This window comes from Streptomyces sp. YIM 121038 (assembly GCF_006088715.1).
Classification (GTDB): Bacteria; Actinomycetota; Actinomycetes; order Streptomycetales; family Streptomycetaceae; genus Streptomyces.
In genome coordinates this window covers 9100159-9122895 of record NZ_CP030771.1, presented here as the reverse complement: position 1 = coordinate 9122895, position 22737 = coordinate 9100159, and the positions used below count along the sequence as shown (strand labels likewise).

Genomic DNA, 22737 nt, shown 5'->3' with positions numbered 1-22737 from the left:
CAGGGGCTGTGGAAATGAGGAAGGCCGCCACCAGGGCGACCTCGTTGATCAGTTGGATCCGGGGAGCGGGTACTGGTCGTGCTCGGCTAGCGCCCTGCGGAACAGGCGAAGCTGGTCCCCTGGATGACCTTGGGCGTACTCGCGGTACAGCCGCTCCCACTCCGCGGCGTGCGGCGACAGCTCGAACTGCTGGCCACGGAAAACTGGGATGATCACGCAGTGGCAGTTGTCGTGGAACTTCACCACCGACGCATCGCCCGTGAAGCGCTCGTTGGCCTCCACGCCAGCGCTGCCAGCGGTCCGGTAGACCTGCCCCCTGGACGCCATGAGCTTGCAGAAGGAGCAGGCTCCAAGGGCTGCCGCTCGAGCGTAGGCAACTGCCTGCGGGTCCGCGCCCACGGCCTGCCGCAGGGTGGCTCGGCCGCGGTCTGCGACCAGCTTCTGCACCGCCCCGTCCGCCTTCGCCATCGCCGCGCCCAGCCGCACGTCGAACGGCGCCAGCTGAGCGGTCGTCGCGTCGGCGGCCTCATCGCGCGGCCATAGGTCCTTCGTGGCCCACCGCAGCGAGTTCGACATCTGGCTGTCCGGCGGGGCATCGGTGAGGGGGACCGTGAACAGGCCAGGCATGCCTGCCGCATCCCGTTCGCCGTCGTAGAAGTCGGCGGCCAGTGTCGCGGCGACCTCGGAGTAGCGGGCCACCAGGGCCGCCACCGCCTCGATCCACGTCGGCACGGTGACCTGCAGACGGGCAGGGTTGATCAGGCGGCGGAGGCCGCGCAAATCCCGCAGGAGCAGCGTGGTCAGGCCGAGCTGGGCTTGCCGCCAGCGGGTGACGCTCGTGCTGCTATCCGAGGTCGTCGATGCCAAGGTCAGCCTCCGACGGTTCGGCCGCCGAGGGGCTGTTGGCGTTCGCGCCGAGCTCGGCGAGGCGGTCCATCAGCGCGCTGCTCCCGGCCCGGCCCTCAGCCCGCCGCCGGTCCGCGGCCACGCGCTGCCGCTGCGCCTCTGTGAACCCAGCCATCTCCAGCGTGACGTCCGAGTCCGCGGGCAGCACGCCGGCCTGCACCAGCTTCACCGTGGCATCCACCTGGGCTGCCACGGTGGGTGTCGCCGGGTTGCGCCAGACCGTCTCGATGCGCCGCGTCTTGTCGGGCGGCTCGCCGTCGCGGATCCACAGAGCGAGCCTCATGGCCTGCTGCCAGGACGCACCGAACCTGCGGATGCGCCGCTCGGAGCGCTTGACGAGCTTGGCTTCGGTGGAGCGGATCGCGTCGGCGGAGGCAGGGTTGTCGGTGGTGTAGCCGAGCATGTGCGGCGGCAGCCCGAACTGGCTGGACATGATCCTGGCGTACAGGTCGATGATCTTCGTCATGCCCGTCGGGTCGTGCGCCGCGAACTGGCCGACCGCGGGGACGTTGCCGTCCTCATCCCGCTCCAGCGCGAGGACCCGGCCGATGTACGTCTCCCAGGCGCTCTTGGCGTTGCCCTCCGCATCCTGGAATGCCGACTCGGCCGCACCGAGGATGTAGCGCTGCGGCGCCCCAAAGAACTCAGCGGCGACCTCCATGCCCATCAGCCGCCGGCACGCCGCATCCGTGATCGACATAACCTCGGGCGTGATCTCGCTCCTACCCACCCGGTCGGCAGTGCGCTGCCGGTTCGCCATCCGCACCACCGGCACGACACCCAGGCCATGCATGTCCCGGTCGATGACCTCCCAGCCCCCCGACTCCGACGGCAAGCACATCACCGTCTGATCCGGCAGGTACAGGACCAGCATCCGCTCCTCAGGGCGCGCCTCGACGAACGTGTCCGCCGCGCACTCCCGCAACGCCGCCGTCCCCATCCGCAGCCGCGCATCCCACAGCAGCGTCATGTCCAGCGGCGACTCCGCCGAGATCAACGGCGGGCAGTCGTCGCCGCAGTCACCGGAGCCGACCGCCAGATACTCGCGGCCGTACACCAGGGCGTCCAGGTGAGCCAGCGACGACTCGTCGAACAGGTCGTTGGCCTCGGCGATCTCGGCCAGCTCGGCAGAGTCCGAGCCGTCAGCCCACCGGAACGCCTCCAGATCTAGGCGCTCCTCCAGCGACTCGACACCGACACGCGGCCAGCCGATCACCGTATGCAGACCCTTGAGCTGCGGCGGAATACTGATACCGAGGTCGCGAACCAGCTGCTCGCCGTTGAAGTAGGCGTCCCGCAACTGCAGCGCCCAGCGGTCCCGAAGCATGTCCGCACGCAACAGGTTGATCAGGGCAAGCTCGTCGTCCGACAGCGTCAGCAGCGGGAGTTCAGGGATCGAGAGGGTCACCGCAGCACCACCACCCGTCCCGACTTACCCGTCTTCTTACGGCCAAGACCCTTGGCCATCGCGTCCACACGGGCCTGCCAGGCAAGCACCGCCGCGACTGCGGCGTCGATCTTCCGGGGGCTGTCGGGATGCTCCTTCATGATCTGAATGCCACTACGCGACTCGCGGCGGCGCGCGTTGAGGATGTGCCTCGTCAACACGCTCGACCCGTCATGGGACAACTCGCCGTCGACGACGCTCGAGCGGAACTTCTCCAACGCCCGCACGATCTGGTTCGACCGCCCGCCCGTCATCCACCACTCGATGGGATGCTGCACCGACGCCTTCAACTTCAGCCGGCGCCCATGGTCCGCCTCCCATTTCGCCACATGGGACTCCCACCTGGCCGGGTCGGCGTACATCCCGACGACCTTGTATTCGCGGAAAGCGTCCTCGACCGCCGCGAGCACCTCGACTGTGGGTACCTGCCAGTCCTGGCCGAACGGCCCGTCGGGTTGCTCCCAGCAGCCGAGCAGGAAGAGATGTCCGTCCGAGACTCGGCAGCCGACCAGAGCCGTCGCATCCGTCACGCCATGGGCGCGGCGACGGGAACCGTCGAAGCCGAGAACGATTTCGTCCTGGTCCGCCACGACCTTCTCGATGGCTGCGACGCTTGCCCATTCCGGTTGGCTGATCCATCCGTCCGTCGCGTGAGTGACCTGGTTCAGGTAGTACCGCCGGGCATCCTGAGGGTCCGTATCCGGATCCCAGTACTCAGCAAGCAGGCGGCGCAGGTTCACCCAGCCGCCGCTCCTGTCCGCCGAATCGCCGTAGGCCACGGCGAGGCCATCCATCAACGACCGCTCATCCGCGGGGTCAGTCTCAGCAGGAGCCTCGCGATGATCGAACAGCAGGCCCTCATCCAACTTCAGTTTGCCTTCCTGCTGCTTCGTCCACGCCTCAAACGACCGCTCGGCTACCGACCCCTCGCCGGGAATGAACGCGTTCGGCGTCTCGACAGAACAGCCGTTAACCTTGCCCAGATTGCGGCGGATCGTCGCGGCCAGCTTCCGTCCGCCGTTCGAAGGAATCCACGACTCCGTCTGGTCCATCGCGGAGAACACCGGCCGGAATCCCTCCCGGCTGGTCCCCGAGCTGGTCACGAACTCGACGCGCCCTCGCGGGACATTGACGAAGGTCTCCATCGGCTCAATGTCGTAGGCGTCCAGCACCGGACCGCCGCGGGCCATCTCCAGCAGGGGATCCCACGTGTTCGCCGTCTGATCCTCCGAGACCGCAACGATCTGCACCTTCGCCTTGAAGCCCAGCGTCGTCCAAGGCCGCCCAACAGGCTCCCCGTCAGCGTCCCAGCCGTCCGGGACCACATCGGCCAGCGCCTCCGCCAGACAGAGCGCCGCGACCAGCGGCGACTTCCCCCAACCCTTCGGGCGAGAGAGGACGGCTCGACGAATACGGCGCCCGTTACGAAGAGCCCGCCCGCCGATGGCGGGACCCGAGAAATGCGGGTCGATGGCGTACAGCTGCAGGACGAACATCGCCTGCTCGTCGGTGAACTCCAGTGGTTCACCAGCGGCTGGCCCGTCAGGAACGATCAGGTTCTCCGCTATCCAGCCGAGAACCTGGTAGCCCAAAGTCGGGATCTCGCCCGAGTAAGTGGGTCCGCGCCAAGGCATCGGATCACCCCCCGGAGGCTTCGCCCTCCTGGCCGGGCTTGATGACCCGCAGCTTCGCGTACCGCTCCTTCGCGGCGTCGGCGCCCGACGAGCCCTGCCCGCCATCCGCGCCGTCGGCTTCAGCGAACGCCATGCGCAGCCGCGCCCGGTCCTCCATCGTGGCCCCATGCTTCGCCACCCGGAGCCGGAGCTCGGCCGCCACCGATACGTCGCCGCGCCAGAAGCGAGCGTGGATGAGCGCGGTGTCGAGCAGGAAGTCCCAGTCCGTGGAACCGAAGTGCTCCGCCTGCGGCGAGTCGACCCACATCTGCCACCACTCACGGGTGCGCTCCGGCCAGACGAACTCGACGAGGTCGCCGTCCTGCTCGATGCGGAAGTCTGGCAGCTCAGGCGCCTCAGCACGCTGGAAGCGAAGAATCGTCTGAGGCTGCGCCTCCTTGTTGCGCCGCGCCCGCCGGGAGGGATCCTTCGGCGCTGGCCCCACACCAGCCATTTGGACCACCTCCCTGAAACCCCAGACCTGTACATCAGGACAGCGCGTACACGTCCCCGATCCGAAGAAACCGCAGGTCAGGGACATATCCCCTGGTCAGGACCTTGATCTCATTCACACCACGATCGGCCCCACCGGATCGAGATCCACTAGTCATCCGGACTGTGCGAGGCGCCCAGCAGGCTCGTCGTCGCCTGAATTCAGAACATCTCGATCTTGATTCACTTGAAGATCAAGACTCATTCACCATTGAACGTCGATCGAGGAACCTTCATCGTGATGTTGACCTGCATGCAACGCATCTGGCCTCAGCACCAGTGAGCCTCGCCTGCTGCCCCGCGCCGACGGCAACCACATGGGCGCCGACCACCATCAGGCGACCACCTGCCACCCGTCCACCAGGTCCCGCTTGACACTGTTGCAGTAGAAGTGCGCCGTCTTGAGGTTCTCTTCACAGTGGGGGCCGCCACGGGCGATAGGTACGACATGATCCAGAACCGGTGCGCGAGGGGCGGGGACGACGACATCACGGTCCACTGGATCTCCGCAGATGTGGCAGAGCCATCCGTCCCGCTCATAGATGCGCCAGCGAGAGACGAAGCCTCCTTCGGCTCCGGCAGCCAATGCGCGTCGCAGGGATGCGCTGGCTCGCTGCCGACACCGACGAGAACAGAATGCCGTGGGCTCTGTAGTGCTCTTGCGCAGGAAGTGCGTTCCGCAGCGAGCACAACGCCCAGCACACCACACCCCTGCCCCACGCACGCCCGCCATCGAGGCGCGCAGTCTGCGCTCGGCTCGACGTCGGCGGGTCTTAGCGCGCTCGCGGGCCTGATACTCGGCCTTGCCGATGCCAACGTACTTCTCGCGCGGGCGCCCCTGTCCGTACTTGGCGTCGTAGAAGCACTGATGTGTGCAGTAGCGAGAGGTCGTCTTGGTGACCGTGGCTTCCCGGCCGCACTGAGCGCACGTGATCGGGTACGCCTTCGTCCGCGGCCGATCGTATCGCCGACTGTAGCTGCGCCCGGTTGCCGCCCGGTGCTTGGCCTGGAACTCCCGCTGTCGTTCGTTGCGGTGCTGGCGCTTGCACTCCGGGGCTCCGCATTGGACTCGGCGGGGGTTGGTGAGGGGCGCGTCGCAGTACGCGCACGCACGTGTAGCGTTGGTCATGTCGTTCCTGTCGTGTCAGGTTCGGCCATGCCTCGGGAGTGTGAGCGCACTCGCCGAGGCTCTTCGTTTCAGGTTCTCATCCGCCTCTGGCAGTCGGGGAGTTCAGCGCCGCCGACCACTTGCGCCTCGGTTGGCCTTCGATCCGGGCCAGATTCCCGTCGCCTCGTGGAACCTGAGCGCGCAGTACCCTCGCGCCCGCGGGCCCATGAAGCGCTGAACCCGGGACACGCAGCGCGTAAAAGATCCCGAGCGCGGCGCGTAGCCGATGCCGGCTGCCTTGCCGCGGCTTGTCGGCTTGTCGCTCCAGTACCTGCGCCCTTGTCCGACGATGCGACGGTTGGACTTGGCTCGGCTGGCCACAGGTCTCACTCCTTCTGCGGCGCGGGTTCCTGGTCTTGCGGTTCCTGCTGCTCGTCTACCCGCTGGATCATGGCTCCGAGTTCGGCGGGGAGTGCGAGGCAGATGCCGTGTCCGTCGTGGAAGATTGCCCAGCCTGTGGTGAAGTCGACGGTGAGCTGGTCGTCTTCGAGGAGCATGTCTTCGCGGCGCTGCCCGGCGGGGTGGACGATGAGGTAGGCGGGCATGGGCACCGCCTTACAGGAGTCCGGGATGCTGCTCGGCGGGCCTCGTCCGTCCGGGCCGCGGGTTGGCGCGTTGGGCGGCGTTCCCTTCCGCGCTGCTCTTCAGCCCATGGCAAGTGGCGCACACGCCTTGGAGTCTGTCTTCGGCGTGGGCGTCGGTCTTGGCTTCGATGTGGTCGCAGTGGCTGCTCGGCCTCACGCAGCAGATCTTGCAGATCGGGTCGCGGGCGAGGACCTTGGCGCGGATCTTCGACCAGTTGGACGGTAGCCGGCTCTTCCGGTCGCTGCCCTTCCAGCCGCCGCTCATGGCTGTGTCTCGGCGTTGGGGTCGTCCTTCTGGCCGGGCCGCCAGTCCTTGATGAGTTCGAGCGCGAGTGTGCAGTTGGCGGGGTCGTAGCCGGTGATGCGGTAGACGACCTGGTCGGCGATGACGACGTCGCCGTGTTCGACACGGAGGTAGAGGCCTGGCTGGGCGAGGAGGTCGACGTCCATCTTGGCCCGCCGCGGGGCCTCGTCGACGGTGATTCCGATGCCGAGATGTTGGGTGAGCTGAATGTCTCCGTACTCGGGATCGCTCATCGCTCACTCCTCGGGGCTGCGTTCGGTGTCGCTGGCGAGTGCCCAGCTGTCAAAGCCAGCGCGCCGACTGGGCGGTATGGCTGTCGCGACGTGGTCGAGGAGTCGGACGGCTGCTGCTTCGGCCCGGCTGAGGGGGTCGTCGTCGCTGCCACTGATCTCGACAGTGATCTCCCGGATGCCGTCGGACAGCTTCACCGTCACGTCAGGCATCGGTGGCTGGCTCGTCGGGGTGGAGCCGGGCCATGTGCTCGCGGAACTGATGGGCCGGGATCATCTGCTGGTCGCCGCAGTACGGGCACGGCTTGCGGACTTCGATCCGTCCTGCGAGCGAGCTCGTAAAGTCAGGCCCTTTAGGGCTCGCTGGTAGTGGGCCGCCGAGGGCGTAGGCGCTGGTGTCGTTGGCGGGGATGTCAATGGTTTCGGGTGTGACGATGACGGCACGTGCGCCGATCTTGTCGGCGATGTCTTGCCAGTAGTCGCGGACCGGGTGGTCGACGCCGAGGACGATGCGCTGCGGCACGGACTCGTCGACGACGAGCACAAACGGTGGTCGGTCGTCGCTGGTGCCTTCGGGGAGTTCGAGGATCTGCAGGCGGGCCATGGGCGCGGGCTCCTGTGGTGTGGGGGTTATGGCTTCCAGTGGGGTCCGCGTAGTGCGGCGGGTACGTCGCTGGTGGTGATGGGCGGGGTGGCGAGGCTGTCGGCGAGGCCGCGGTGCCACCCGTCGGCGCGGGGCTCGGGCTCGGGCGGCTGGGGCCGGTCGAGCCCGGCGAGGATGCCGTCTGTCAGCCCGTGTGCGTGGGCGAGGTCGAGGAGTTCGGGGCAGTCGTTGAGGTTCTCGGTGTTCGACATCGCCTGGTCCCCGTAAGTGCCGCAGCCCTTGCAAGCGGGCTCGTAGGGGCAGTCGAGGTCGAGGGTGTGCCGGGCGAGGATGCGGCGGTCCGCCTCGCAGCGGAGGCGGACGCCTTCGCTCTGACTGGGCGGCCACTCGTATTCGTCCAGCAGCCGTTCGACGAGGTCGACTTGCTGGGTAATCCAGGCGTGGAGATCCATGGGCGCGGGCTCCGTGGGGCATCTATCCGCCGAAGCTGGCGGCGAGGATGGTCTTGACGAGTTCAAAGGCTTGGGGCTCGGTGAATCCGGCTTGCAGGTAGGCGGTGTAGGCCTCGTGTAGCTGGACGGCGGCGGCTGCCAGCTCGGTGATCGGGTCCTCAGGATCGGGCACGAGGTCTCCTACTGCGTCTGATCTTGTCGATGAGCGGTCCGATGAACCATCCGGTCGTGATGGCGATGCTGAGGACGGCCAGGGCGGCGAGGAGGCTGGGCCAGGTCTCATTCATCGGGGTGGCCTCGTGGGTGGTCGTCTTCGCCGCAGGGCACGGTCTCGACTTCGACCTTGTAGAAGTCGCGGGTGATGTCGGCGTCGGGGTCGAGGCCGAGCACCTCGGCTAGGACCCGGAAGCGCTCCTGTGTCGGGGTGAAGACGGGTGTCAGGGGCCTCTTGAGGTGGAGGCGGCGGATGTGGGCTTCTTGGAGGAGGCGCCACTCGGCATGCCGGTGCGGGCTGTCTCCGGCGGGTACGGCGATGTGGATGGACAGCATGGCGGCCTCCTTCAGGCTGTGAGCGCTCGCCGGATGCCTTCTTCGAGTTCCACGCGCGGCTGGTAGACGTCGAGCATGCGCTTGGGGTCGCAGACGCGGTGGTGGACGCCTTGCGGCGCCGTGGCGAGGTGCTTGAGCTCGGGCTGGTATCCGGCTTCGGTGGTGACGAGCTCGGCGAGTTCGTCGAACGAGGTCGCCCTGCCCCAGCCGACGTTGATGGGTCCGGTGGCGTCTTGGTCGATGGCGGCGAGGGTGGCGCCGACGAGGTCGTCGATGTGGACCCAGTCCCTCGTCGAGCTGCCGTCGCCCCAGATCTCGAACGGGTCCTGCCGCTGCTTCGCCCGGCGGATGAACGCGGGGAACGGGTAGCAGTCGTCCTGGTCCTCGCCGAAGCCGGAGAACGGCCTGAGCACGTGAACGCGGCACCCCTCAGCTTCGACGTACCGGGCGAGCTGCTCCCCCGCGAGCTTGGCGAGGCCGTAGGTGGCGTCCGGTCGTCCGGGCTGCTCGTAGTCGATGTCCGTCTCGACGAGCCGGTGGATCGGGCCGGGCTGCTGGAGTGCGACCGGGTAAGCCGCGGACGAGCTGTAGTACACGGCTCGCGGGGTGCCGGTGCGGGCCAGCCAGCGGAAGTACCAGGCGTCGAGTGCGAGGTTGGTGGCGACGCCGAGGGGGCTGCCGTCGATGGACGCCCGGCCGCCGACGACCGCCGCACAGTGGATGGCGAGGTCGAAGCGGGTGCCGTCGTGGCGGAAGAGGTCGAGCGCGTCCCCGGCCTGCACACCCGGCGTCGGGTGGAGGTCGATCGCGAGGACGTCGTCGCCCCGGTCGCGGAGCGCCGGGTGCAGATGACGGCCGACGAAGCCGGACGCTCCACTGAGAAGGACGCGCATCAGCTCTCCCCGTCGGGATGCTGCGCTGCTGCAAGCCCGAGGCCTACGGCGATTCCGACTAGCTCGCCCTGCTGCTCCCTTGTGAGCGTGGTGCCGAGCTGCTGTTGCAGGTCCATGAGTCGCTGCGCGAGGGCCATCACGCGAGGGTTCGCAGTCTCGGCTGCCGGAGCGGCAGGTACGGAGAGTCCTACTCCGTCGGCGCTGAGAGCTTCTTCCTCTGCAAGAACCCAGACGATCTTGTAGTTGCTGCCTTCGTAGCGGCAAGCCTTTTCGTCCCAGCCGTACAGGGCTCCTGATGCTCCGTACCAGCCGACCGCCCTCCATAGCTGGGTGTGGTTCTGCGCCTTCGTTCGCTGTGTCGGTCGGCGCTCGCCTTGAGGGGTGTAGGGGCGGACGTTGCGCGGTGCGGGAAGCTCGTCCATCTCGCCTCCTCAGCCTGCCTTCACGGCCCGGTAGACGCCCCATGGCAGTCCGCTGTCGACGGGCTCCAGTCCGATCCGTGCGCAGGCGTCTGTCTGCTGCTGCTCGGACCAGGTGGTGACGCCGATCCACGAGTCGGCTTCTTCGGGCGTGTCGGAGACGGGCCAGTCGAGGACGAGGGTCCCGCCGAGCTTGGTGGCGGCCCGCAGTTTGCCGATGATGTGTAGGCAGTCGGCGTAGCTGTGGTGGATGAGGACAGCGAGGGCGTACACGGCGTCCATGCGGCGGCGGCCGAGATGGGCGGCGATGCCGTCGGCGTCGGCCTGCACGGTGGTGAGGTCGGCGCGTTCGGTGAGCCTGTCGAGCATCCGCTGCGAGCTGTCGACGGCCGTCACCTCGTAGCCGAGGCTGGCGAGGGGGATGGCGACGCGGCCGTCGCCGCAGCCGAAGTCCATGGCGCGGGCGCCAGGCGGGATGACCGAGGCGAGCAGGTTGGCCTGCGCCCGGCCGGACTCCCAGTAGGCGTCCTCGGAGACTCGGCGAAGCGGGTGGATCGACTCAGGGTCGGCCTGATCCCAGGCGATGATGACGTCAGCGGCATTCACGAGGCCTCCTCGACGAGCTTCCTCAGCTTGGCGAGGTCGGCTTGGAGGCCGCCGCCGTCGCGGTACTCGTAGTAGGCGGCCGAGTCGGCGGTCACCTGCTCGGGGCTGTTGGCCTCTTCGTAGCCTTGATCTACTTCGGCCTTGCCGTTCGCGGGGTGCAGGTGCTCGATGATCATGTCGTGGAGGTAGGTGATGCGGCCCATGCCGCGCCCCCAGTCGACCCAGCAGAGGTCGACGCACAAGTGCACCAGGGCTGGAGGGCACATGTAGCCGAGCGTGGTGACGATGTCCGAGGTCATCGCGACGGCGGTCGCCATGGCTTCGCCCTGGAGCAGGTCGTTGCCGTAGACGATGCCGGGCCCGCCGGACAGGCACTCCCGGATGCGTGCGTCCCACGGCATAGCGGCCGGGCGCGGCCGGTGGTCGTCGCCGAGGAAGGCGAGGAACCGGTACGCCTTCGCGGCCTTGACTGCCTGCTGGTTGAGGGTGCCGACGAGGCGGCGCCGCTTGCCGAACGCGAACCGCACCCGCGAGTCCGCCTTCAGGGCGGCGGCGTGCTTCTTGTACGCGGCGAGCTCGGGGTCGTCGGTGTCGACGGCGAACAGCACGTGGGCGGTGGCGCCTGTGTCGTCCCACGCCTGCATGATCTCGGGGATCGCGTGCGGACGACCACGGGTCGGGATGATGACGAGGAGGTCGTCCACGGCGCGGCTCCCTTCGTCACATGGCGGTGACCTTGGTGTCGAGGATGCTGTCCGCCGGAATGATCCACGATGAGCCGGTCACGTCCCAGAGTTCGAGGACGTTGCTCTCCGTGGTGATCGCGGTGGCGATCCTCTTGTCGACCCTGGCGGCCAGATCGTCCTCGCTCGGGGCGTCGGCGAGGACGTCGACGGTTTCGGTGGTGTTCTCGTCGTGCTGGTACCGGAAGGTGACCTTGAACGTGGGCATGGTCGCGGGCTCCTAGTAGACGCTGAGGCTCCCAGTCTGATGGACGGGGGTTTCGGTGCCACCCGCGAACTTGATCCACACCTTGTAGTCGGCGGGTTCGAGGGTAGTGACGCCGCCTTCGGGGCCGATGAGGATCCGCGCGTGCGGGGCGAGCCACTCGCCGCTGAGCCAGTCGCCGGTCTCGGGGGTGGCGCCGTCGGCGAGGAACGCGAAGCTCGGCGGGACACCGGTGTTGATCGTCGCTCCTCCGGCCTTGGCCACAACGGTGATCTTGACGTATTCGGTGGAGAGGGCTGCTAGATCCACGGGCCGGTCACCGCCCATCCGCTGTGGGGCTCGCTGATGTGGGTGGTGAGGTCGTCGAGGGGTGCGGCGTCGGTCTGTGCGCCGAGCCGCGAGCTGGCCGACAGGGAGGCACCGAGGACTGCGGCCTGGGTGGCGGACGCGTCGAGGCTGCTGGTGGCGTCGAGTGCGGCGCCGAGGACCTTGGACTGGGTGAGGGCTGCGGTCTGGGTGCTGTCGGCGGTGAGGCTGGCGGACAGGAGGTAGACGGCGGCGCTGGATGCGGCGGTGTTGAAGTTGTCGAACTCCGCGTAGTTGGTGGTGCCGTTGTTGCGGTAGGAGTACATCTCCACGGCGACCGCGTCGACGCTACTGGTGACCCAGGCCGGGGTGGTGATGGAGCGCCTGTTCGTCCAGGAGGAGCCGTCGGTGGAGGTGTCCCAGAAGAGGGTGCCGCCGCTTTCGCGGATGCGGAGCCAGGCGTGGGTGGCGGCACTGTAGGTGAGGGAGACGGCGCTGCCGTCGGTGTAGTTGACGTTGGATTCGAAGCGGATCGTGTTCGCCACCGTGTTGATGTTGATGGCGATGGTGGTGCCCGCGGTCGCCTGAATGATGTTGATGACCGTCTGGGCTTCGACGGTGGCGCCGTTCGCCGCCGCGGCGAGGGGAAGCTGGACGTAGGCGGAGGACCCGGCGAGCGTCCAGTCCTTGGCGGTCTGGTAGCCCGCGTAGGCGCCTGCCACGCAGGGCAGCCGGGCCCTGCCCCCGGTCTCCAGGGCGCCGCCGTAGGAGTTCCCCCAGTACGGGCCGATGATCCCGTCGTTGAAGTTGTCGGTGAGGGTGCTGAGCAGGGCCACGACCGCCCCCGATCAGGCCAAGGCGAAGGTCAGCGTGCCTGCGGGGAAGCGGCATTCGTCGCCGGATGCCAGCGTGCGGCTGTTGGCGAGGGGCCCGTACCACCAGCGGACGGGGCTGCCTGCGGAGTCCCAGATTTCCACGCCGACGATGGTTCCGGCGGGCATGCCGGTCCACACGATGTCCGCGCTGTTGGAGGTCGCGCCGGATGAGGCGGCGCCGACGGTGATGTTCTTTCGGACGTAGGAGCCGCCGGTGACCTCGGTACCGGCTGCGCTGTCGCTGCCGTTGGCGGTCACGAGGGCCGCCTTGAGGGGCAGCGTGGGCGCCGTGGTGGACGTGCCCATGAGCCAATCCAGCGCCCGATTTTCTCCGGTATTGCTCAAGTTGTCGCTAATGGCTACGGCCCTCCTTCCTGGTCAGGTGACACCGAGGTGTCCGGCGTGGCGGGTGATGTTCTCGGCACCGGGCGGGTCGACGGTCACCCAGACGCGGTAGTCGCCGCGCGTGAGGACGAGGCCGGTACCGGGGCCAATCAAGAGGACCACCTCGTCGCCGTCCCACGCCGCGGTCCGCCACTCCCCCGTCGCCGGGTTATCGCGGTGCGCCACGACGGCGATCCTCACCGGGGCCCCGGAGAGATCCACCCCTTCCGGGGCGGTCACGGGGACGTGCAGGTACTCGGTGCTACTGGCGGGGATCAGCACGGGGCGCCCACCTCCCACTCCGAGTCCTGCGACACGTCCGCGGTGTAGGGCTCGGCGCTCGGTGTTCCAGCGCGCCAGACGGACGGCAGGACGTGGGTGCCGTAGGCGTCATCACCGTGCGGCGCCCCAGCGCTCCAGCGGCTGTAGGGGGCGCCGACGACGATGTCGATGTCGACGGGCGTCGGCATGCCGCTGCTGAGCGCGAGCACGGTGTCGAGCTCGGCGGCAGCGGCAAGCACGCGGTTCTTGCCGCTGCCGATCGGCAGCGCCTCGCCGACTGCTTCTGCAGCGTCGAGCGTGAGCCGCTTGACCCTGCCCAGGGCTGTGGCGGATTCGACGCTGGCCGCAGTGCCCAGCAGTGGTGTTGCGGTGATCGGCTGTGCGCTGTCGGTCTCGACCGCGGTTCCGAGCCCCGCCCGCTTCGATGCGGCGAGCGAAAGGGCGGCAGCAGTCTCGATGACGGCTCCGAGGACCTTCGCCTTGACGCGTCCGAGGGGGCGCGCCGTGTCGCTCTCGACCGCTTGGGCGAGGACGCCGGCTGCCGTGATGGGCAGTGCCTGGCCCGCCTCCGTCGCGGCGCCGAGCAGACGCGCCTTGCGGGCGCCTACCGGCTGCGCCACCTCGACCACAACCGCAGGTTCGAGCGGCCTGTGCTTGGCAGACGTCAGGGCCTGGGCGGCTTCGACGTCCTGCACGGCTCCGACCAGGCGGGCCTTGCCCGAGGCGACCTCGACTGCGGCTTCCAGGCCGCCGACGCGTGTGACTGCCGTCGCCTTCGCGGCGCCGAGAGCCGATGCGATGCCGGTCTCTACGGCGGTGGTGAGGGCGACGTCGCGTGCCCCGCCGAGCGACTGTGCCGCCTCCTGCGCGGTCACGGAGGGCAGGGTGCGGGTCTTGGCCTGGCCGAGCGGCAGGGCTTCTTCGGTGGCCGTGGCCGCTTCGACGGCGCGGGCCTTGCCGCCGGTCAGCTCCTGCGCCGCGTCCGTGCCGTCCGCAGGCGGCAGCGTCTTGCTCTTGGCCGCTCCGAGGGCTCGTGCCCCGTCGATCTGGTCTGCCTGCCCGAGGGTGCTGCCGTGCCCGAGCGGCGGCGCGGTGCTCTGCTCGGCCGCGGGTGCCAGTTGCACGGCCTTGGTGGCGGAGAGCGGGACGGCAGTGCTGGTCTCGGCGGACGGCGAGAGTACGGCGGCTTTCCCTCGTGCGAGGGATTCCGCCCCCGCCGTGCTGACCGCCGCCGGGAGGGGCAGGGACTTCGCCCGTCCGAGCAGCTGCGCGCCATCAGCCTCCGCCGCAGTCGCGGCAGGGGCCGTCTTGGTCCGTGTGAGCGCCTGTGCGGTCTCGACGGCTACCGCGGGGCCGAGCGTCTTCTGCTTGGCCTTCCCGGCGGGCTGGGCTGCCTCGGTCGCGGTGGCTACGGTGAGCGCCCGCGTCTTGGTGCGCGCCAGCGCCTGCCCTGTCTCGGTGCCCGCGACGGCCGCGAGGCTGGCTCGCTTGGACCGGGCTACCGTCTGGCCGGCTCCGGTCTCCGCCGCAGTAGCAGCGGCGCGGGTCTTCGCCGCGCCCAGCGTCCGGGCGGTGCCGGGTTCGGCGACGACGCCCAGTTGCCGGGTCTTGGTGCGGCTGAGTGGCTGTGCTGTGTCCGACCCTGCGGCGAGCGCGGGGCTCCTGGTCTTGGTGCGGCCGGGGGCTTGGGCGGTGTCCGTCTCGGTGGCGGTGCCGAGCGCGCGGGTCTTCCGTCTGCCGAGGGCCTGTGCGGTCTCGCTCGACGATGCAGTACCCAGGGCGCGGGTCTTGCCGCGGGCCAGGGTCTGGGCGGTGTCCTGCCCGGAGGCCACGGCCAGGGCGCGGTTCTTGGTGCGGCCGAGCGCCTGCGCGGTGTCGGTGGCCTGCGCGGGGCTGACGCTGAGGGTCTTCGTCCTGCCGAGGGTCTGCGCGGAGTCTGTTTCGTCTGAGCCGGTCAGCGGGGCGCTGGTGGCGCTGCTGGTGAGGGGGCGGGTGATGATGAGGTAGGCGCGTGCGGGCCGTCCGCGTCCGAGCCGGGCCATGCGGTCACCGCCCTCAGCACCAACTGGGAGGCAGTAGAGACGTCCCGTCCGAGCAAGGTCACCGCTGGCCTTCTGCAATGACGAACGTGTGACTACAGCAAGGACAGGTCACCTTCTCGGTCCAAGGGCTCCGCCGATTACTGGCCTGCTCCTTGTGGGTGCGCCAAGCAACGTTTCCTGGTTCGTAATTGCCGTTGTTATCGATGCGGTCCAATGTCATCCCTTTTGGCCGGGGACCTATGGATGCCTCGATGTCAGCAATGAAGACAGACGGATCACGCCACGGTTCATGTATCGAGATGCCCCTACCACCATAGTTGCGGTACCCGGTGGCTTCGGGTTTGGTGCACCGCGCCCACATTCCCTGCCATGTGGGGTAGAGCGCGTGATTTGTAAGGCCGTGGGTACGGCGTGTTCCTTCTCTGCGCAAGCATCCGCATGACCGTGTGTGTCCACTCGCCAACCTGTCAGCTGTGGTGCGCTTCTCGTTGCCGCAGTCGCAGCGGCAGAGAACAGAACGCCGCGACGATGCATCAATCACCGTGAGACGCCCGAACCGATCACCTCTACTGATGACCAGGCGCGCGTTACGTCTTCCTCGCGCCCGCGCCGTCTCGCGGCGTAGGCAGCCACAGGACTGGACGCCGCCTCCATACAGGCCATGCGCCCGCGCTGTGCGCTCCTCTCCGCAGTCGCATAGGCAGCGAATCGCCTGACGATCCGTTGCATCGACCACGGTCAGTCTCCCGAAGCGATCCCCTGGCGTGATTCGATGAATGAGTTGCGCCACACATAGATTCTACAATCCATCGCTCCAACTAGCGCAGAGAATACGGATATCAACGACATTGATTTCTGCGCTCAACACTCCTCGAATACCACATAGGCAATCGCATTGACCGTGGCCGACGTATTGACACGCAACTGACAGTACTTCGACGCCGCAACCACTGGCTCACGCCCCAGTGGATACTGGTGGACAAACTGCGCGGTAGGCGAAATATATTGCGCTTCAAAGTACTTGTCCGGTGTTGCTGAGGTGATCGCACCATTCCCGTATCCCGACGAGGTGGTGCCCATCGTCAGACCGCTGCCCTTGGCGTTGTCGCCGATGGGCTGGATCGTGGTCGTGCTGTGTGCGCTGCTGCAGGTCGATGCGGTGCCGTTCTGCACCAGCTCGCAGACGGCCGGAGTGGCTGCGGCGCTGCCGTTGAAGGAGATCCCCCACTCGATGATTTTGATCTGGAGTGTGGACGGGGTGGCAAGCTGGATGGCGACCTTTGCTCCGGTGGCGTAGCTGGTGCCCGCCATGGTGTTGGTCGTCGCGCCGAAGGCACTGTTGAACGCGATGTACTGGGCGGTCACCTGGCTGGCTCCTTCCTACCGGGTAGCGGCGCGGTTCATGCTCTGGAGCATGGGGAGTTGGTGTCGCCACAGGCGCTGGTAGAGGTAGATCTCGTCGAGGTAGACGAGGTCACCGGTCGAGCTGCCGGATACGGCGATGAGCGCGGGCCGGGCGAAGGCTGCCGTGGCTGCGGAGGTGATGGTGAAGGGTCCGGCGTGGGTCCAGGCGTTCTGGGTGCAGGTGACGTTGGTGCCGGTGGTGGTGCTGATGTATGCCTGGCCGGAGGTGTACCAGTCGGTGTCGATCCGGTACACGGCGGCGGTGGAGTTGGCGTACATCCACCAGTCGAGGATGTAGGCGGTGGATGCGGCGACGGGGTAGTCGGTGTTGCCGCTCACGACCATGTACCCGGTTGCGGTCGCCGACCTGGTGAGTTTCAAGGAGTTAGCGCTTTCGTGGGCCTGCTCCGTGGACTGCGCCATCGCGGAGGCCTGGGCGCCCGTCGACCATGCTCCGGTGCCGCTCTCGAAGTTGGTGACGGCCGCGGCGGCGACGGACGTGTTGGTGTAGCGGTCACTGGACGGCACGATCTGCTAGGCCGCCGAGGTGGCGCGGAAGAGATCGGCGACAGTGAGCGTGAAGTCGCTGCCGTCTGGGGTCATCGACACGTCGTGCTTGGTCAGCGGGATCAGATCTGCGTCCGTGCCGCTGGTGGTGTCCGGGTCGTAGCAGATCACAACGGCGGAGATCGCGTTGCCCGTTGCTGCGGTCCACGTGATGTCGGCGCAGTCCACGGCGACGCGGTCGTTCGTATCGTCGACCGTGACGGTGACGGATGCCAGCGTCTTGCGGCCCATGGTCGTCTGCTCGTTGCTCGCGCCGGCGAGGAGGGTCTGCAGGTCGTCGTAGTCGCGCATGGTCGCGTCGGAGACGATGCCGCTGGTTTCGATGGGGACGGCGATGAGGGCGTCGTTGGTGGCGGGGAGGCTAGCCAAATATGCCACACGCCCCAGAGCTTGATTGAATACTATGTTCCCCACTTCACGCCTCCGGACTTCATTACAATAGGGGAATGGAGAAGGTGACCCGAAAATGCGATCAATGCGGAATCGAGTACTCGCGAATACCTAGCCATCTAGGCAAGTTCTGCTCGAAGTCGTGCGCCTACGCGAGCCGCCGGAAAGGGGAGGTGACGGCCAGGCGCATGATCTATGCGCCCGATCACCCTCTGGCCTTCAATAGCCCGTACATCCCCGAGTACAGGGCGATCCTGTACTCGGCTCTTGGGCCTGGGGCTCATCCGTGTCACCACTGCGGAACTCGTGTGGAGTGGAAGCCGGGCGGCAAGTGCGGCCCCGGAGTGCTCGTCGTGGATCACCTAGACAGGGACCCACTGAACGACGCGCTCGAGAACCTTGTGCCGTCGTGCCAGCGGTGCAACATTCTCAATTCTGAGCGGACCGTCGAGGATGACGAAGACTTTCGGATCATCGCCAATGGGACGCGCCTGCGTGGAGAGGCCAGGAATTGCGAGCTGTGCGGGAATCGGTTTGTTGCGCACCCTGATCCTCGACCGGGGCGCGGTCGGTTCTGCTCACGCTCCTGCGCCCGTCGCGGGCCGCGCAAGCCACCGAGTTTCAACTCCAGCTCCAGCCTTTGACCCAGGCGATGTCCATCTGGGCGGAAGAGTTGGGCGCGGCCTGGTCCCCGTTGAGTGCGGCCTCGTTCTGGATGATCCAGCTCATGGGCTTGTCGGGGACGCTGTTCGCGGAGCGGCCGACCAGTTGGCCGTCGAGGTAGAAGCGGACCTCGCCGGGCTTCCACTCGATGCGCGAGGTGTGCCAGTCACTCCATCGCTTGCCCGTGTCGAAGGCGGCTTGCCGTGTGCAGTTGGAGGGGTGGTGGAAGGCCGCGATGGTCTCGGTCCACTCAAGTTCGGGGTGATCAATTTCGCTGCAGCTGTCGTTCACGACGGGCCAGAGCAGGTGCGCGCTCTTGTAGCCAGGCGCCACCTTGGAGACGCGGAATCGCTCCTCGTACCGCCCGTACCGCTGGTTCATGAGCCGCTTTGGCACGACGGCGGCGGAGTGGACGGGTCCGTTGCTGCCGCGCCACATGCGGATGTGCATCTGCCCGTCGGAGATCCACACTGTGGACGCCGGGTCGTAGATGCCGCCGACGGGGTAGTCGCGTTGGGTGGCGGTGTCGGGCCAGCCGTGTGGGTAGGCCCACCAGTTCGTGCGCACGCTGCCGGACAGGCCGCCGCAGTAGGCCTTCGGCGTGTCGACGTAGTGGGCGCAGTCCGTGAACCGGCCGCGGGCGACCGGGGTGTTGAAGCCGTCGGAGAACCGCAGCTGCCACGAAGGCCCGGCGTCCGCGACGCGTCCGGCATCGGCGGTGGGGGCGGTGACGTGCCAGAGGAGGAGTGCGGCGAGGGTGCCTGCGATGGTGAGGGCACGTCGCACAGCAACCACCTCTTCCTCGCCGCACCGATCGGGGGGGGTGGGGTCCCGTCGCCCGGGGCGGGGGCCTGCCGGGCGACGGGGGCCGGGTACGCCTGCTGGGGGCGGGCGTGTCCGGCCAGGGGGTGTCCGCCCAGACCCCCACGGACCGGGCGGACGGGGTTGGGCCGAGCGCGTGGCGCTCCAGGCCCGCCTGCGCCGACCACCGCGCGCAGGGGCTTCAGGCGGCGTGGGGCTGCCGCTGTTTGATGGGGGGTGCAGGTGTGGGTGTGATCAGTTCACGTGTGTCGGGGTCGCGCTCGGCGGCGGCGGCTTCGTTGAGGTCGTAGCGGGCCGTCTTGCCTCTGCCGTAGACGGTGAGGCGGCCTTCGGAGGCCCATCGCCAGATGGTGCCGACGGGGCGTCCGGTCCAGTAGGCGAGGTCTGCGGCGGTGACGAGGGTGGGGGTTCCGGAGGGCAATGGTCACCTCCGGGTACGACGAAGGCCACCCGGGGTGGCGGGTGGCCTCAGCGCGAAGTTCAGCTATCTGAGCACAGAGTGACTTCGGTGATCGCCGTTTGTCAAGCGCTCAAGTAGTCAGGGCACTTCTGCGCCCGGAAAGTCCCTGGTCTTGATCTTTACCATGAGGCCGTCGGGGTGGTGGTAGACGAGCCCTTCCCAATCGTGGCGGGCCAGGAAGTTCCCGATCTCGTCGTAGGTACGGATATCCAGGCTGGTGTCGACGGTCTCAGCAGTCGCGTGCCGAATGAGGGTATGCCGGTCGAGCCCCTCCGGATTGCCGTTGACCTTCGGGCCGCAGAGCTCGTAAGTGCCGTGCGGCCAGTCGGCACGTATCTCGGAAGCCTCGGCGTGGTACTTCACGAACGAGGACTGGCTGATGGGTTCCCAGCCGACGGTCTTGCCCGTTGTCTCATCGAACTCGACGGGCACGTAGTTGGGGGGCTCCGCCTTCCCGCGCTTGACCTCGCGTCGGGCCCACCATTCACCGGACTCGTCGAGGAGAACGCAGGTCCCGTCGTACTTGCGGGTCGCGATGCCGTAGCCGTCCATGACCCACTCACAGCCGGGCGTGGTCTCGGGGAGGACGTGGCGTCGGTCATCGGGGTTGCGGACGAATAGGGTTGGGATTTTCTGCACTGCGGGCCTCCGTCGGCGGGCGTGAAGGTTCAGCTTGGCTTGCTCGTCAGGCTGCTGTCGCGGGCTTTTCGAAGGCTTCGGAGGCCACCAGATCCTGCGCTTCGCGGAGTGCCCGCCACTCTCCCAGTCCGTCCCAGCGTGTGCCGCAGGATCGGCAGTGGATGCGGTGGTTGTCGGTGGCGGCGGTGAGGGGCTGCCAGCAGAGGGTGCCGTCGTCGTAGCGGGCCGGGCAACAGCCGACTTGGACGCGGCCGCCGCGCTTCTCTCCGTCGGCGAGGGCCCGGCATTCACCGTGCAGCTTGCGGAGGTCGTCGATGTCCTGGCCGATCGACTCGTAGGAGCTGCAGGCCCACAGCAGGTTGTCGGCAAGGAACTTCACGTGCTGCGGGATCGCCTCGGCGGGGCTGCCGCGCCACGGCGCGACCGTCCAGCCGAGCGCGGCCCGCCAGGCGTCCTCGATGTCGCGGAGTCGGGTGGCTATGCCGCCGGGGCCGACGAGAGCGAGGACGTCGAGGCGGGGCGGTATCGGCGGGGTGCGACTGCCCGAGGTCGCGGAGCTCGTGCGGCGGGCACCCTTCATCAACATCGCCGTCGTGTCCAAGCGGACGAACAGCGCGGGGAGTTCGCGGATGCGGGTGGCGGTGCTGTCCTCGCACGGGCGGCATGCGTATCGGCCCGTCTCGGCGACCCAAAGCTGACGGCCGCACCGCGGTGCCGTACAGGTCGGCCACAGGTAGTCGTCGAGGTGGGTGGGGTGGTCGTGCACGGCGGGCTCCTCGGGTGGCACGGGGAACTAGGCAATGCTTGAGCCAATGATGCACGAACAGTTGACAATGCAGGCCAATGGCACAGCAGTAGGCCCCGACCTCAACGGTCAGGGCCTACTGCGACGGGCGGGTCTAGTGCGAGGGGGTTCCGTCCGGCATGTGCTCGCCGATGGAGTCGAAGTACGCGTGCGCCTCGAGGCGTTCCTCGTCGGTCAGTTCCGCGGTCGTCTTCTCGTACCAGGGACGGTTCGGGTCTTCCTCTTCCACGCTGGTCTCCTTTCAGCAGTCGCAGTGTTCCTCGAGCTGCCTGCAGTCGGGGCAGCGCCCGCAGTCGCATCCGCAGTCGTGGTCATCACCGCACCGGCAGTGACACATCGGATCACCACACCGCACATCGTCGTCCATCACGTCTCCTTCTCGTCGTTGCACTCGGGGGTATCGGTGGTCAGTTCGTCGGCGCGCGCAGTCCCGCCAGGGCGGCGGCGACCGTCAGCAGCCCGAGCACGGCCACCGCGACCGCGGCGGCCTGCACGTCGGAGGCGCCCGCCACATGGGCGCCGTACACCGTCAGGAACAGGACCACCGTGGACAGGGTGGCGGTCAGGGGCAGGGGCATCGGGTCTCTCCTTCATTGGTTTCGGCTGTGGGCGAGTGCGGCGGCCCGGTCGAGGTAGAGGAGCGGGAGCCGCGGGTCGCGTTGGGCGTCGTTCCAGGCCGGGATGGTCTCTGCGTGGGGGTAGTCGCGGTGGATGGTCTCGAAGAGCACGGCGAGTGCGTCGTGGGCGTCGGTGCGGCGGGCGGCTGCGGCGTGGATGGCTCCGGCGAGGCAGGTGGCGCCTTGCCCGTCGGTGAGCTGTCCGGTGCACCAGCCGCCCTGCTCGATGCGGACGCGTGCCCGGTGCAGGGTCGCCGCGACGGGGGTGGTGTAGGGGCAGGGCTCGGCGGCGGGCGGGAGCGGCAGGGTGACTGCTGGTTGGGGTGGGGCGGGGATGTGGACGGTGCGGACCTCGAACTCGACGAGGCACCGGTCGATATGGCCGCCCATGAGGGCGTTGACGAGGGCGAGTCGGGCTTCGAGGTCGAGGTGGACGGGGGGCGCCGGGGTGGTCTGGCCGTTGGGGTGCCGCGGGCCGGCCAGACCACGGCCGGTCAGCGGCCTGTGCATGGCGGCTCCTAGGCGGCCGGACGGGCGGCTGATGGGCTGGGTGCGGCCTTCCTGGTGTTGACCTTGGTGACGGCCGGGCCCGCGGTCTTCTGCGGCTGGGTTCCGGGGGTGGTCTTGGCGACTTGGGCGTACCAGGTGCCGCCGACGCTCTTGCCGCCGTGCTTGTGCTTCTCGTGGGCGCGCAGGGCCTTGGTGGCTTCCTTCGCGTCACGGAATCGGGGCTTCCGCTTCCAGCCGCAGGGGCAGGAGCAGCCGACGAGCCCGGAGCGCTTCTCGGCGCCGAACCGACTGGCCTTGTAGACCTGCCACTTGGAGACGCGGGTCTTGGTGGGGGCGGCGGGGCAGGGCCTGGAGCCGGAGAAGCTGCCGTCCTTGCGCTTGGTGAAGACCTGCCCGTTGCCGCCGCATTTCGGGCAGCCTTCGTGGGTGGCGCGGAGGATTGCGGCGTCCTTGCGGGAGCGGACGCCGTCCTGGTGGAGGCCGAGCTGCTCCACGGTGCGGATCATGGCCCAGGCGGTGAGGCGGGCGTGCAGTGGGCCGGAGCGCGGGATGCGGGCCCGGCGGGCGCGCGAGACGGTCTTGCGGCGGCGCGCGGCGGTCCTCTTGCGGGTGGTCGACTTCCTCGCAGCCATGATCGCGATCTCCTCAGAACCAAGTACACATATGCGGATCAATAGGGTGTCTATAGGCCGTCTA

At 68.1% G+C, this 22737-nt stretch carries 32 protein-coding genes; all 32 read right to left on the bottom strand.

Features of this window, described 5'->3' with window-relative positions; all coding sequences use genetic code 11:
* Nucleotides 1-48: 48 nt before the first annotated feature.
* The gene (locus tag C9F11_RS38495) at nt 49-867 is read right to left on the bottom strand and encodes a hypothetical protein (RefSeq protein ID WP_138964531.1); all 819 of its coding nucleotides are present in this window, start codon (nt 865-867) and stop codon (nt 49-51) included.
* Nucleotides 845-2314, bottom strand: a complete 1470-nt coding sequence (locus tag C9F11_RS38490; protein WP_138964529.1) for a phage portal protein — start codon at nt 2312-2314, stop codon at nt 845-847. Before C9F11_RS38490 ends, C9F11_RS38495 begins: the two co-directional genes overlap by 23 nt.
* Nucleotides 2311-3987 (bottom strand): terminase, encoded by a 1677-nt coding sequence (locus C9F11_RS38485; protein WP_138964527.1) that lies wholly within the window; start codon nt 3985-3987, stop codon nt 2311-2313. The genes C9F11_RS38490 and C9F11_RS38485 overlap by 4 nt, the downstream gene beginning before the upstream one ends.
* A 4-nt stretch (nt 3988-3991) precedes the next feature.
* Nucleotides 3992-4480 carry a hypothetical protein gene (locus C9F11_RS38480; RefSeq protein WP_138964525.1) on the bottom strand — a complete coding sequence of 163 codons (489 nt, stop codon included), beginning with the start codon at nt 4478-4480 and terminating at the stop codon, nt 3992-3994.
* 1532 nt (nt 4481-6012) lie between these two features.
* A complete protein-coding gene (locus C9F11_RS38470) occupies nt 6013-6231 on the bottom strand; it encodes a hypothetical protein (protein ID WP_138964521.1) in 219 nt (72 codons plus the stop codon).
* A 300-nt stretch (nt 6232-6531) separates the two neighbouring features.
* Complete coding sequence (locus tag C9F11_RS38460; protein WP_138964517.1) at nt 6532-6807, bottom strand: hypothetical protein; 276 nt, start codon at nt 6805-6807, stop codon at nt 6532-6534.
* 3 nt (nt 6808-6810) lie between these two features.
* Entirely contained in the window at nt 6811-7017 is a 207-nt protein-coding gene (locus C9F11_RS38455) for a hypothetical protein (protein WP_171075984.1), read from the bottom strand.
* Nucleotides 7010-7408: a hypothetical protein gene (locus C9F11_RS48340; protein ID WP_212767869.1), complete on the bottom strand. Its 399-nt coding sequence runs from the start codon at nt 7406-7408 to the stop codon at nt 7010-7012. Before C9F11_RS48340 ends, C9F11_RS38455 begins: the two co-directional genes overlap by 8 nt.
* Nucleotides 7409-7434: 26 nt before the next feature.
* Complete coding sequence (locus C9F11_RS38445; RefSeq protein WP_138964513.1) at nt 7435-7860, bottom strand: hypothetical protein; 426 nt, start codon at nt 7858-7860, stop codon at nt 7435-7437.
* Nucleotides 7861-7882: 22 nt separating this feature from the next.
* Nucleotides 7883-8032 (bottom strand): hypothetical protein, encoded by a 150-nt coding sequence (locus C9F11_RS47745; protein ID WP_171075983.1) that lies wholly within the window; start codon nt 8030-8032, stop codon nt 7883-7885.
* A 107-nt stretch (nt 8033-8139) separates the two neighbouring features.
* Entirely contained in the window at nt 8140-8409 is a 270-nt protein-coding gene (locus tag C9F11_RS38440) for a hypothetical protein (RefSeq protein ID WP_138964511.1), read from the bottom strand.
* Nucleotides 8410-8420: 11 nt separating this feature from the next.
* The gene (locus C9F11_RS38435) at nt 8421-9302 is read right to left on the bottom strand and encodes an NAD-dependent epimerase/dehydratase family protein (protein WP_171075982.1); all 882 of its coding nucleotides are present in this window, start codon (nt 9300-9302) and stop codon (nt 8421-8423) included.
* Entirely contained in the window at nt 9302-9724 is a 423-nt protein-coding gene (locus tag C9F11_RS47740; protein WP_171075981.1) for a hypothetical protein, read from the bottom strand. The genes C9F11_RS38435 and C9F11_RS47740 overlap by 1 nt, the downstream gene beginning before the upstream one ends.
* Before the next feature lie 9 nt (nt 9725-9733).
* Nucleotides 9734-10327, bottom strand: a complete 594-nt coding sequence (locus C9F11_RS38430; protein WP_138964507.1) for a class I SAM-dependent methyltransferase — start codon at nt 10325-10327, stop codon at nt 9734-9736.
* The gene (locus C9F11_RS38425; protein ID WP_138964505.1) at nt 10324-11031 is read right to left on the bottom strand and encodes a glycosyltransferase family A protein; all 708 of its coding nucleotides are present in this window, start codon (nt 11029-11031) and stop codon (nt 10324-10326) included. The genes C9F11_RS38430 and C9F11_RS38425 overlap by 4 nt, the downstream gene beginning before the upstream one ends.
* 16 nt (nt 11032-11047) lie before the next feature.
* Complete coding sequence (locus C9F11_RS38420) at nt 11048-11278, bottom strand: hypothetical protein (protein WP_138964503.1); 231 nt, start codon at nt 11276-11278, stop codon at nt 11048-11050.
* A gap of 12 nt (nt 11279-11290) precedes the next feature.
* Entirely contained in the window at nt 11291-11584 is a 294-nt protein-coding gene (locus tag C9F11_RS38415) for a hypothetical protein (protein WP_138964501.1), read from the bottom strand.
* Nucleotides 11575-12417, bottom strand: a complete 843-nt coding sequence (locus C9F11_RS38410; RefSeq protein WP_138964499.1) for a hypothetical protein — start codon at nt 12415-12417, stop codon at nt 11575-11577. Before C9F11_RS38410 ends, C9F11_RS38415 begins: the two co-directional genes overlap by 10 nt.
* 12 nt (nt 12418-12429) lie before the next feature.
* Nucleotides 12430-12762 (bottom strand): hypothetical protein, encoded by a 333-nt coding sequence (locus tag C9F11_RS38405; RefSeq protein WP_138964497.1) that lies wholly within the window; start codon nt 12760-12762, stop codon nt 12430-12432.
* A 72-nt stretch (nt 12763-12834) separates the two neighbouring features.
* Nucleotides 12835-13122, bottom strand: coding sequence for a hypothetical protein (locus C9F11_RS38400; protein ID WP_138964495.1), 288 nt, complete (start codon nt 13120-13122; stop codon nt 12835-12837).
* A complete protein-coding gene (locus tag C9F11_RS38395) occupies nt 13116-15164 on the bottom strand; it encodes a hypothetical protein (protein WP_138964493.1) in 2049 nt (682 codons plus the stop codon). The genes C9F11_RS38400 and C9F11_RS38395 overlap by 7 nt, the downstream gene beginning before the upstream one ends.
* A gap of 861 nt (nt 15165-16025) precedes the next feature.
* The gene (locus C9F11_RS38390) at nt 16026-16529 is read right to left on the bottom strand and encodes a hypothetical protein (protein ID WP_138964491.1); all 504 of its coding nucleotides are present in this window, start codon (nt 16527-16529) and stop codon (nt 16026-16028) included.
* 15 nt (nt 16530-16544) lie between these two features.
* Nucleotides 16545-17096: a hypothetical protein gene (locus tag C9F11_RS38385; protein ID WP_138964489.1), complete on the bottom strand. Its 552-nt coding sequence runs from the start codon at nt 17094-17096 to the stop codon at nt 16545-16547.
* Between the two features lie 6 nt (nt 17097-17102).
* Nucleotides 17103-17513 (bottom strand): hypothetical protein, encoded by a 411-nt coding sequence (locus tag C9F11_RS38380; protein WP_249402058.1) that lies wholly within the window; start codon nt 17511-17513, stop codon nt 17103-17105.
* A gap of 633 nt (nt 17514-18146) precedes the next feature.
* Entirely contained in the window at nt 18147-18974 is an 828-nt protein-coding gene (locus C9F11_RS38375; RefSeq protein ID WP_138964485.1) for a glycoside hydrolase family 16 protein, read from the bottom strand.
* Between the two features lie 217 nt (nt 18975-19191).
* Complete coding sequence (locus tag C9F11_RS38370; RefSeq protein WP_138964483.1) at nt 19192-19431, bottom strand: helix-turn-helix domain-containing protein; 240 nt, start codon at nt 19429-19431, stop codon at nt 19192-19194.
* A gap of 117 nt (nt 19432-19548) precedes the next feature.
* Nucleotides 19549-20109: a hypothetical protein gene (locus C9F11_RS38365; RefSeq protein WP_138964481.1), complete on the bottom strand. Its 561-nt coding sequence runs from the start codon at nt 20107-20109 to the stop codon at nt 19549-19551.
* A 46-nt stretch (nt 20110-20155) separates the two neighbouring features.
* Nucleotides 20156-20875: a hypothetical protein gene (locus C9F11_RS38360; RefSeq protein WP_138964479.1), complete on the bottom strand. Its 720-nt coding sequence runs from the start codon at nt 20873-20875 to the stop codon at nt 20156-20158.
* Nucleotides 20876-21008: 133 nt separating this feature from the next.
* Nucleotides 21009-21143 (bottom strand): hypothetical protein, encoded by a 135-nt coding sequence (locus C9F11_RS49755; protein ID WP_269078115.1) that lies wholly within the window; start codon nt 21141-21143, stop codon nt 21009-21011.
* Between the two features lie 178 nt (nt 21144-21321).
* A complete protein-coding gene (locus tag C9F11_RS47735) occupies nt 21322-21492 on the bottom strand; it encodes a hypothetical protein (RefSeq protein ID WP_171075980.1) in 171 nt (56 codons plus the stop codon).
* Between the two features lie 12 nt (nt 21493-21504).
* Nucleotides 21505-22041 (bottom strand): hypothetical protein, encoded by a 537-nt coding sequence (locus C9F11_RS38355; RefSeq protein ID WP_138964477.1) that lies wholly within the window; start codon nt 22039-22041, stop codon nt 21505-21507.
* Nucleotides 22042-22049: 8 nt separating this feature from the next.
* Nucleotides 22050-22673, bottom strand: a complete 624-nt coding sequence (locus C9F11_RS38350; protein ID WP_138964475.1) for a hypothetical protein — start codon at nt 22671-22673, stop codon at nt 22050-22052.
* Nucleotides 22674-22737 lie beyond the last annotated feature (64 nt).

What these genes read in the sequence shown, in the direction of transcription:
- C9F11_RS38480 (WP_138964525.1), bottom strand. Translation starts at nt 4,480, where the DNA reads ATGGCTGGTGTGGGGCCAGCGCCGAAGGATCCCTCCCGGCGGGCGCGG.
- C9F11_RS48340 (WP_212767869.1), bottom strand. Translation starts at nt 7,408, where the DNA reads ATGGCCCGCCTGCAGATCCTCGAACTCCCCGAAGGCACCAGCGACGAC.
- C9F11_RS38405 (WP_138964497.1), bottom strand. Translation starts at nt 12,762, where the DNA reads ATGGGCACGTCCACCACGGCGCCCACGCTGCCCCTCAAGGCGGCCCTC.
- C9F11_RS47740 (WP_171075981.1), bottom strand. Translation starts at nt 9,724, where the DNA reads ATGGACGAGCTTCCCGCACCGCGCAACGTCCGCCCCTACACCCCTCAA.
- C9F11_RS38420 (WP_138964503.1), bottom strand. Translation starts at nt 11,278, where the DNA reads ATGCCCACGTTCAAGGTCACCTTCCGGTACCAGCACGACGAGAACACC.
- C9F11_RS38395 (WP_138964493.1), bottom strand. Translation starts at nt 15,164, where the DNA reads ATGGCCCGGCTCGGACGCGGACGGCCCGCACGCGCCTACCTCATCATC.
- C9F11_RS38350 (WP_138964475.1), bottom strand. Translation starts at nt 22,673, where the DNA reads ATGGCTGCGAGGAAGTCGACCACCCGCAAGAGGACCGCCGCGCGCCGC.
- C9F11_RS38470 (WP_138964521.1), bottom strand. Translation starts at nt 6,231, where the DNA reads ATGCCCGCCTACCTCATCGTCCACCCCGCCGGGCAGCGCCGCGAAGAC.
- C9F11_RS47735 (WP_171075980.1), bottom strand. Translation starts at nt 21,492, where the DNA reads ATGCCCCTGCCCCTGACCGCCACCCTGTCCACGGTGGTCCTGTTCCTG.
- C9F11_RS38460 (WP_138964517.1), bottom strand. Translation starts at nt 6,807, where the DNA reads ATGAGCGATCCCGAGTACGGAGACATTCAGCTCACCCAACATCTCGGC.
- C9F11_RS38355 (WP_138964477.1), bottom strand. Translation starts at nt 22,041, where the DNA reads ATGCACAGGCCGCTGACCGGCCGTGGTCTGGCCGGCCCGCGGCACCCC.
- C9F11_RS38485 (WP_138964527.1), bottom strand. Translation starts at nt 3,987, where the DNA reads ATGCCTTGGCGCGGACCCACTTACTCGGGCGAGATCCCGACTTTGGGC.
- C9F11_RS38440 (WP_138964511.1), bottom strand. Translation starts at nt 8,409, where the DNA reads ATGCTGTCCATCCACATCGCCGTACCCGCCGGAGACAGCCCGCACCGG.
- C9F11_RS38445 (WP_138964513.1), bottom strand. Translation starts at nt 7,860, where the DNA reads ATGGATCTCCACGCCTGGATTACCCAGCAAGTCGACCTCGTCGAACGG.
- C9F11_RS38455 (WP_171075984.1), bottom strand. Translation starts at nt 7,017, where the DNA reads ATGCCTGACGTGACGGTGAAGCTGTCCGACGGCATCCGGGAGATCACT.
- C9F11_RS38435 (WP_171075982.1), bottom strand. Translation starts at nt 9,302, where the DNA reads ATGCGCGTCCTTCTCAGTGGAGCGTCCGGCTTCGTCGGCCGTCATCTG.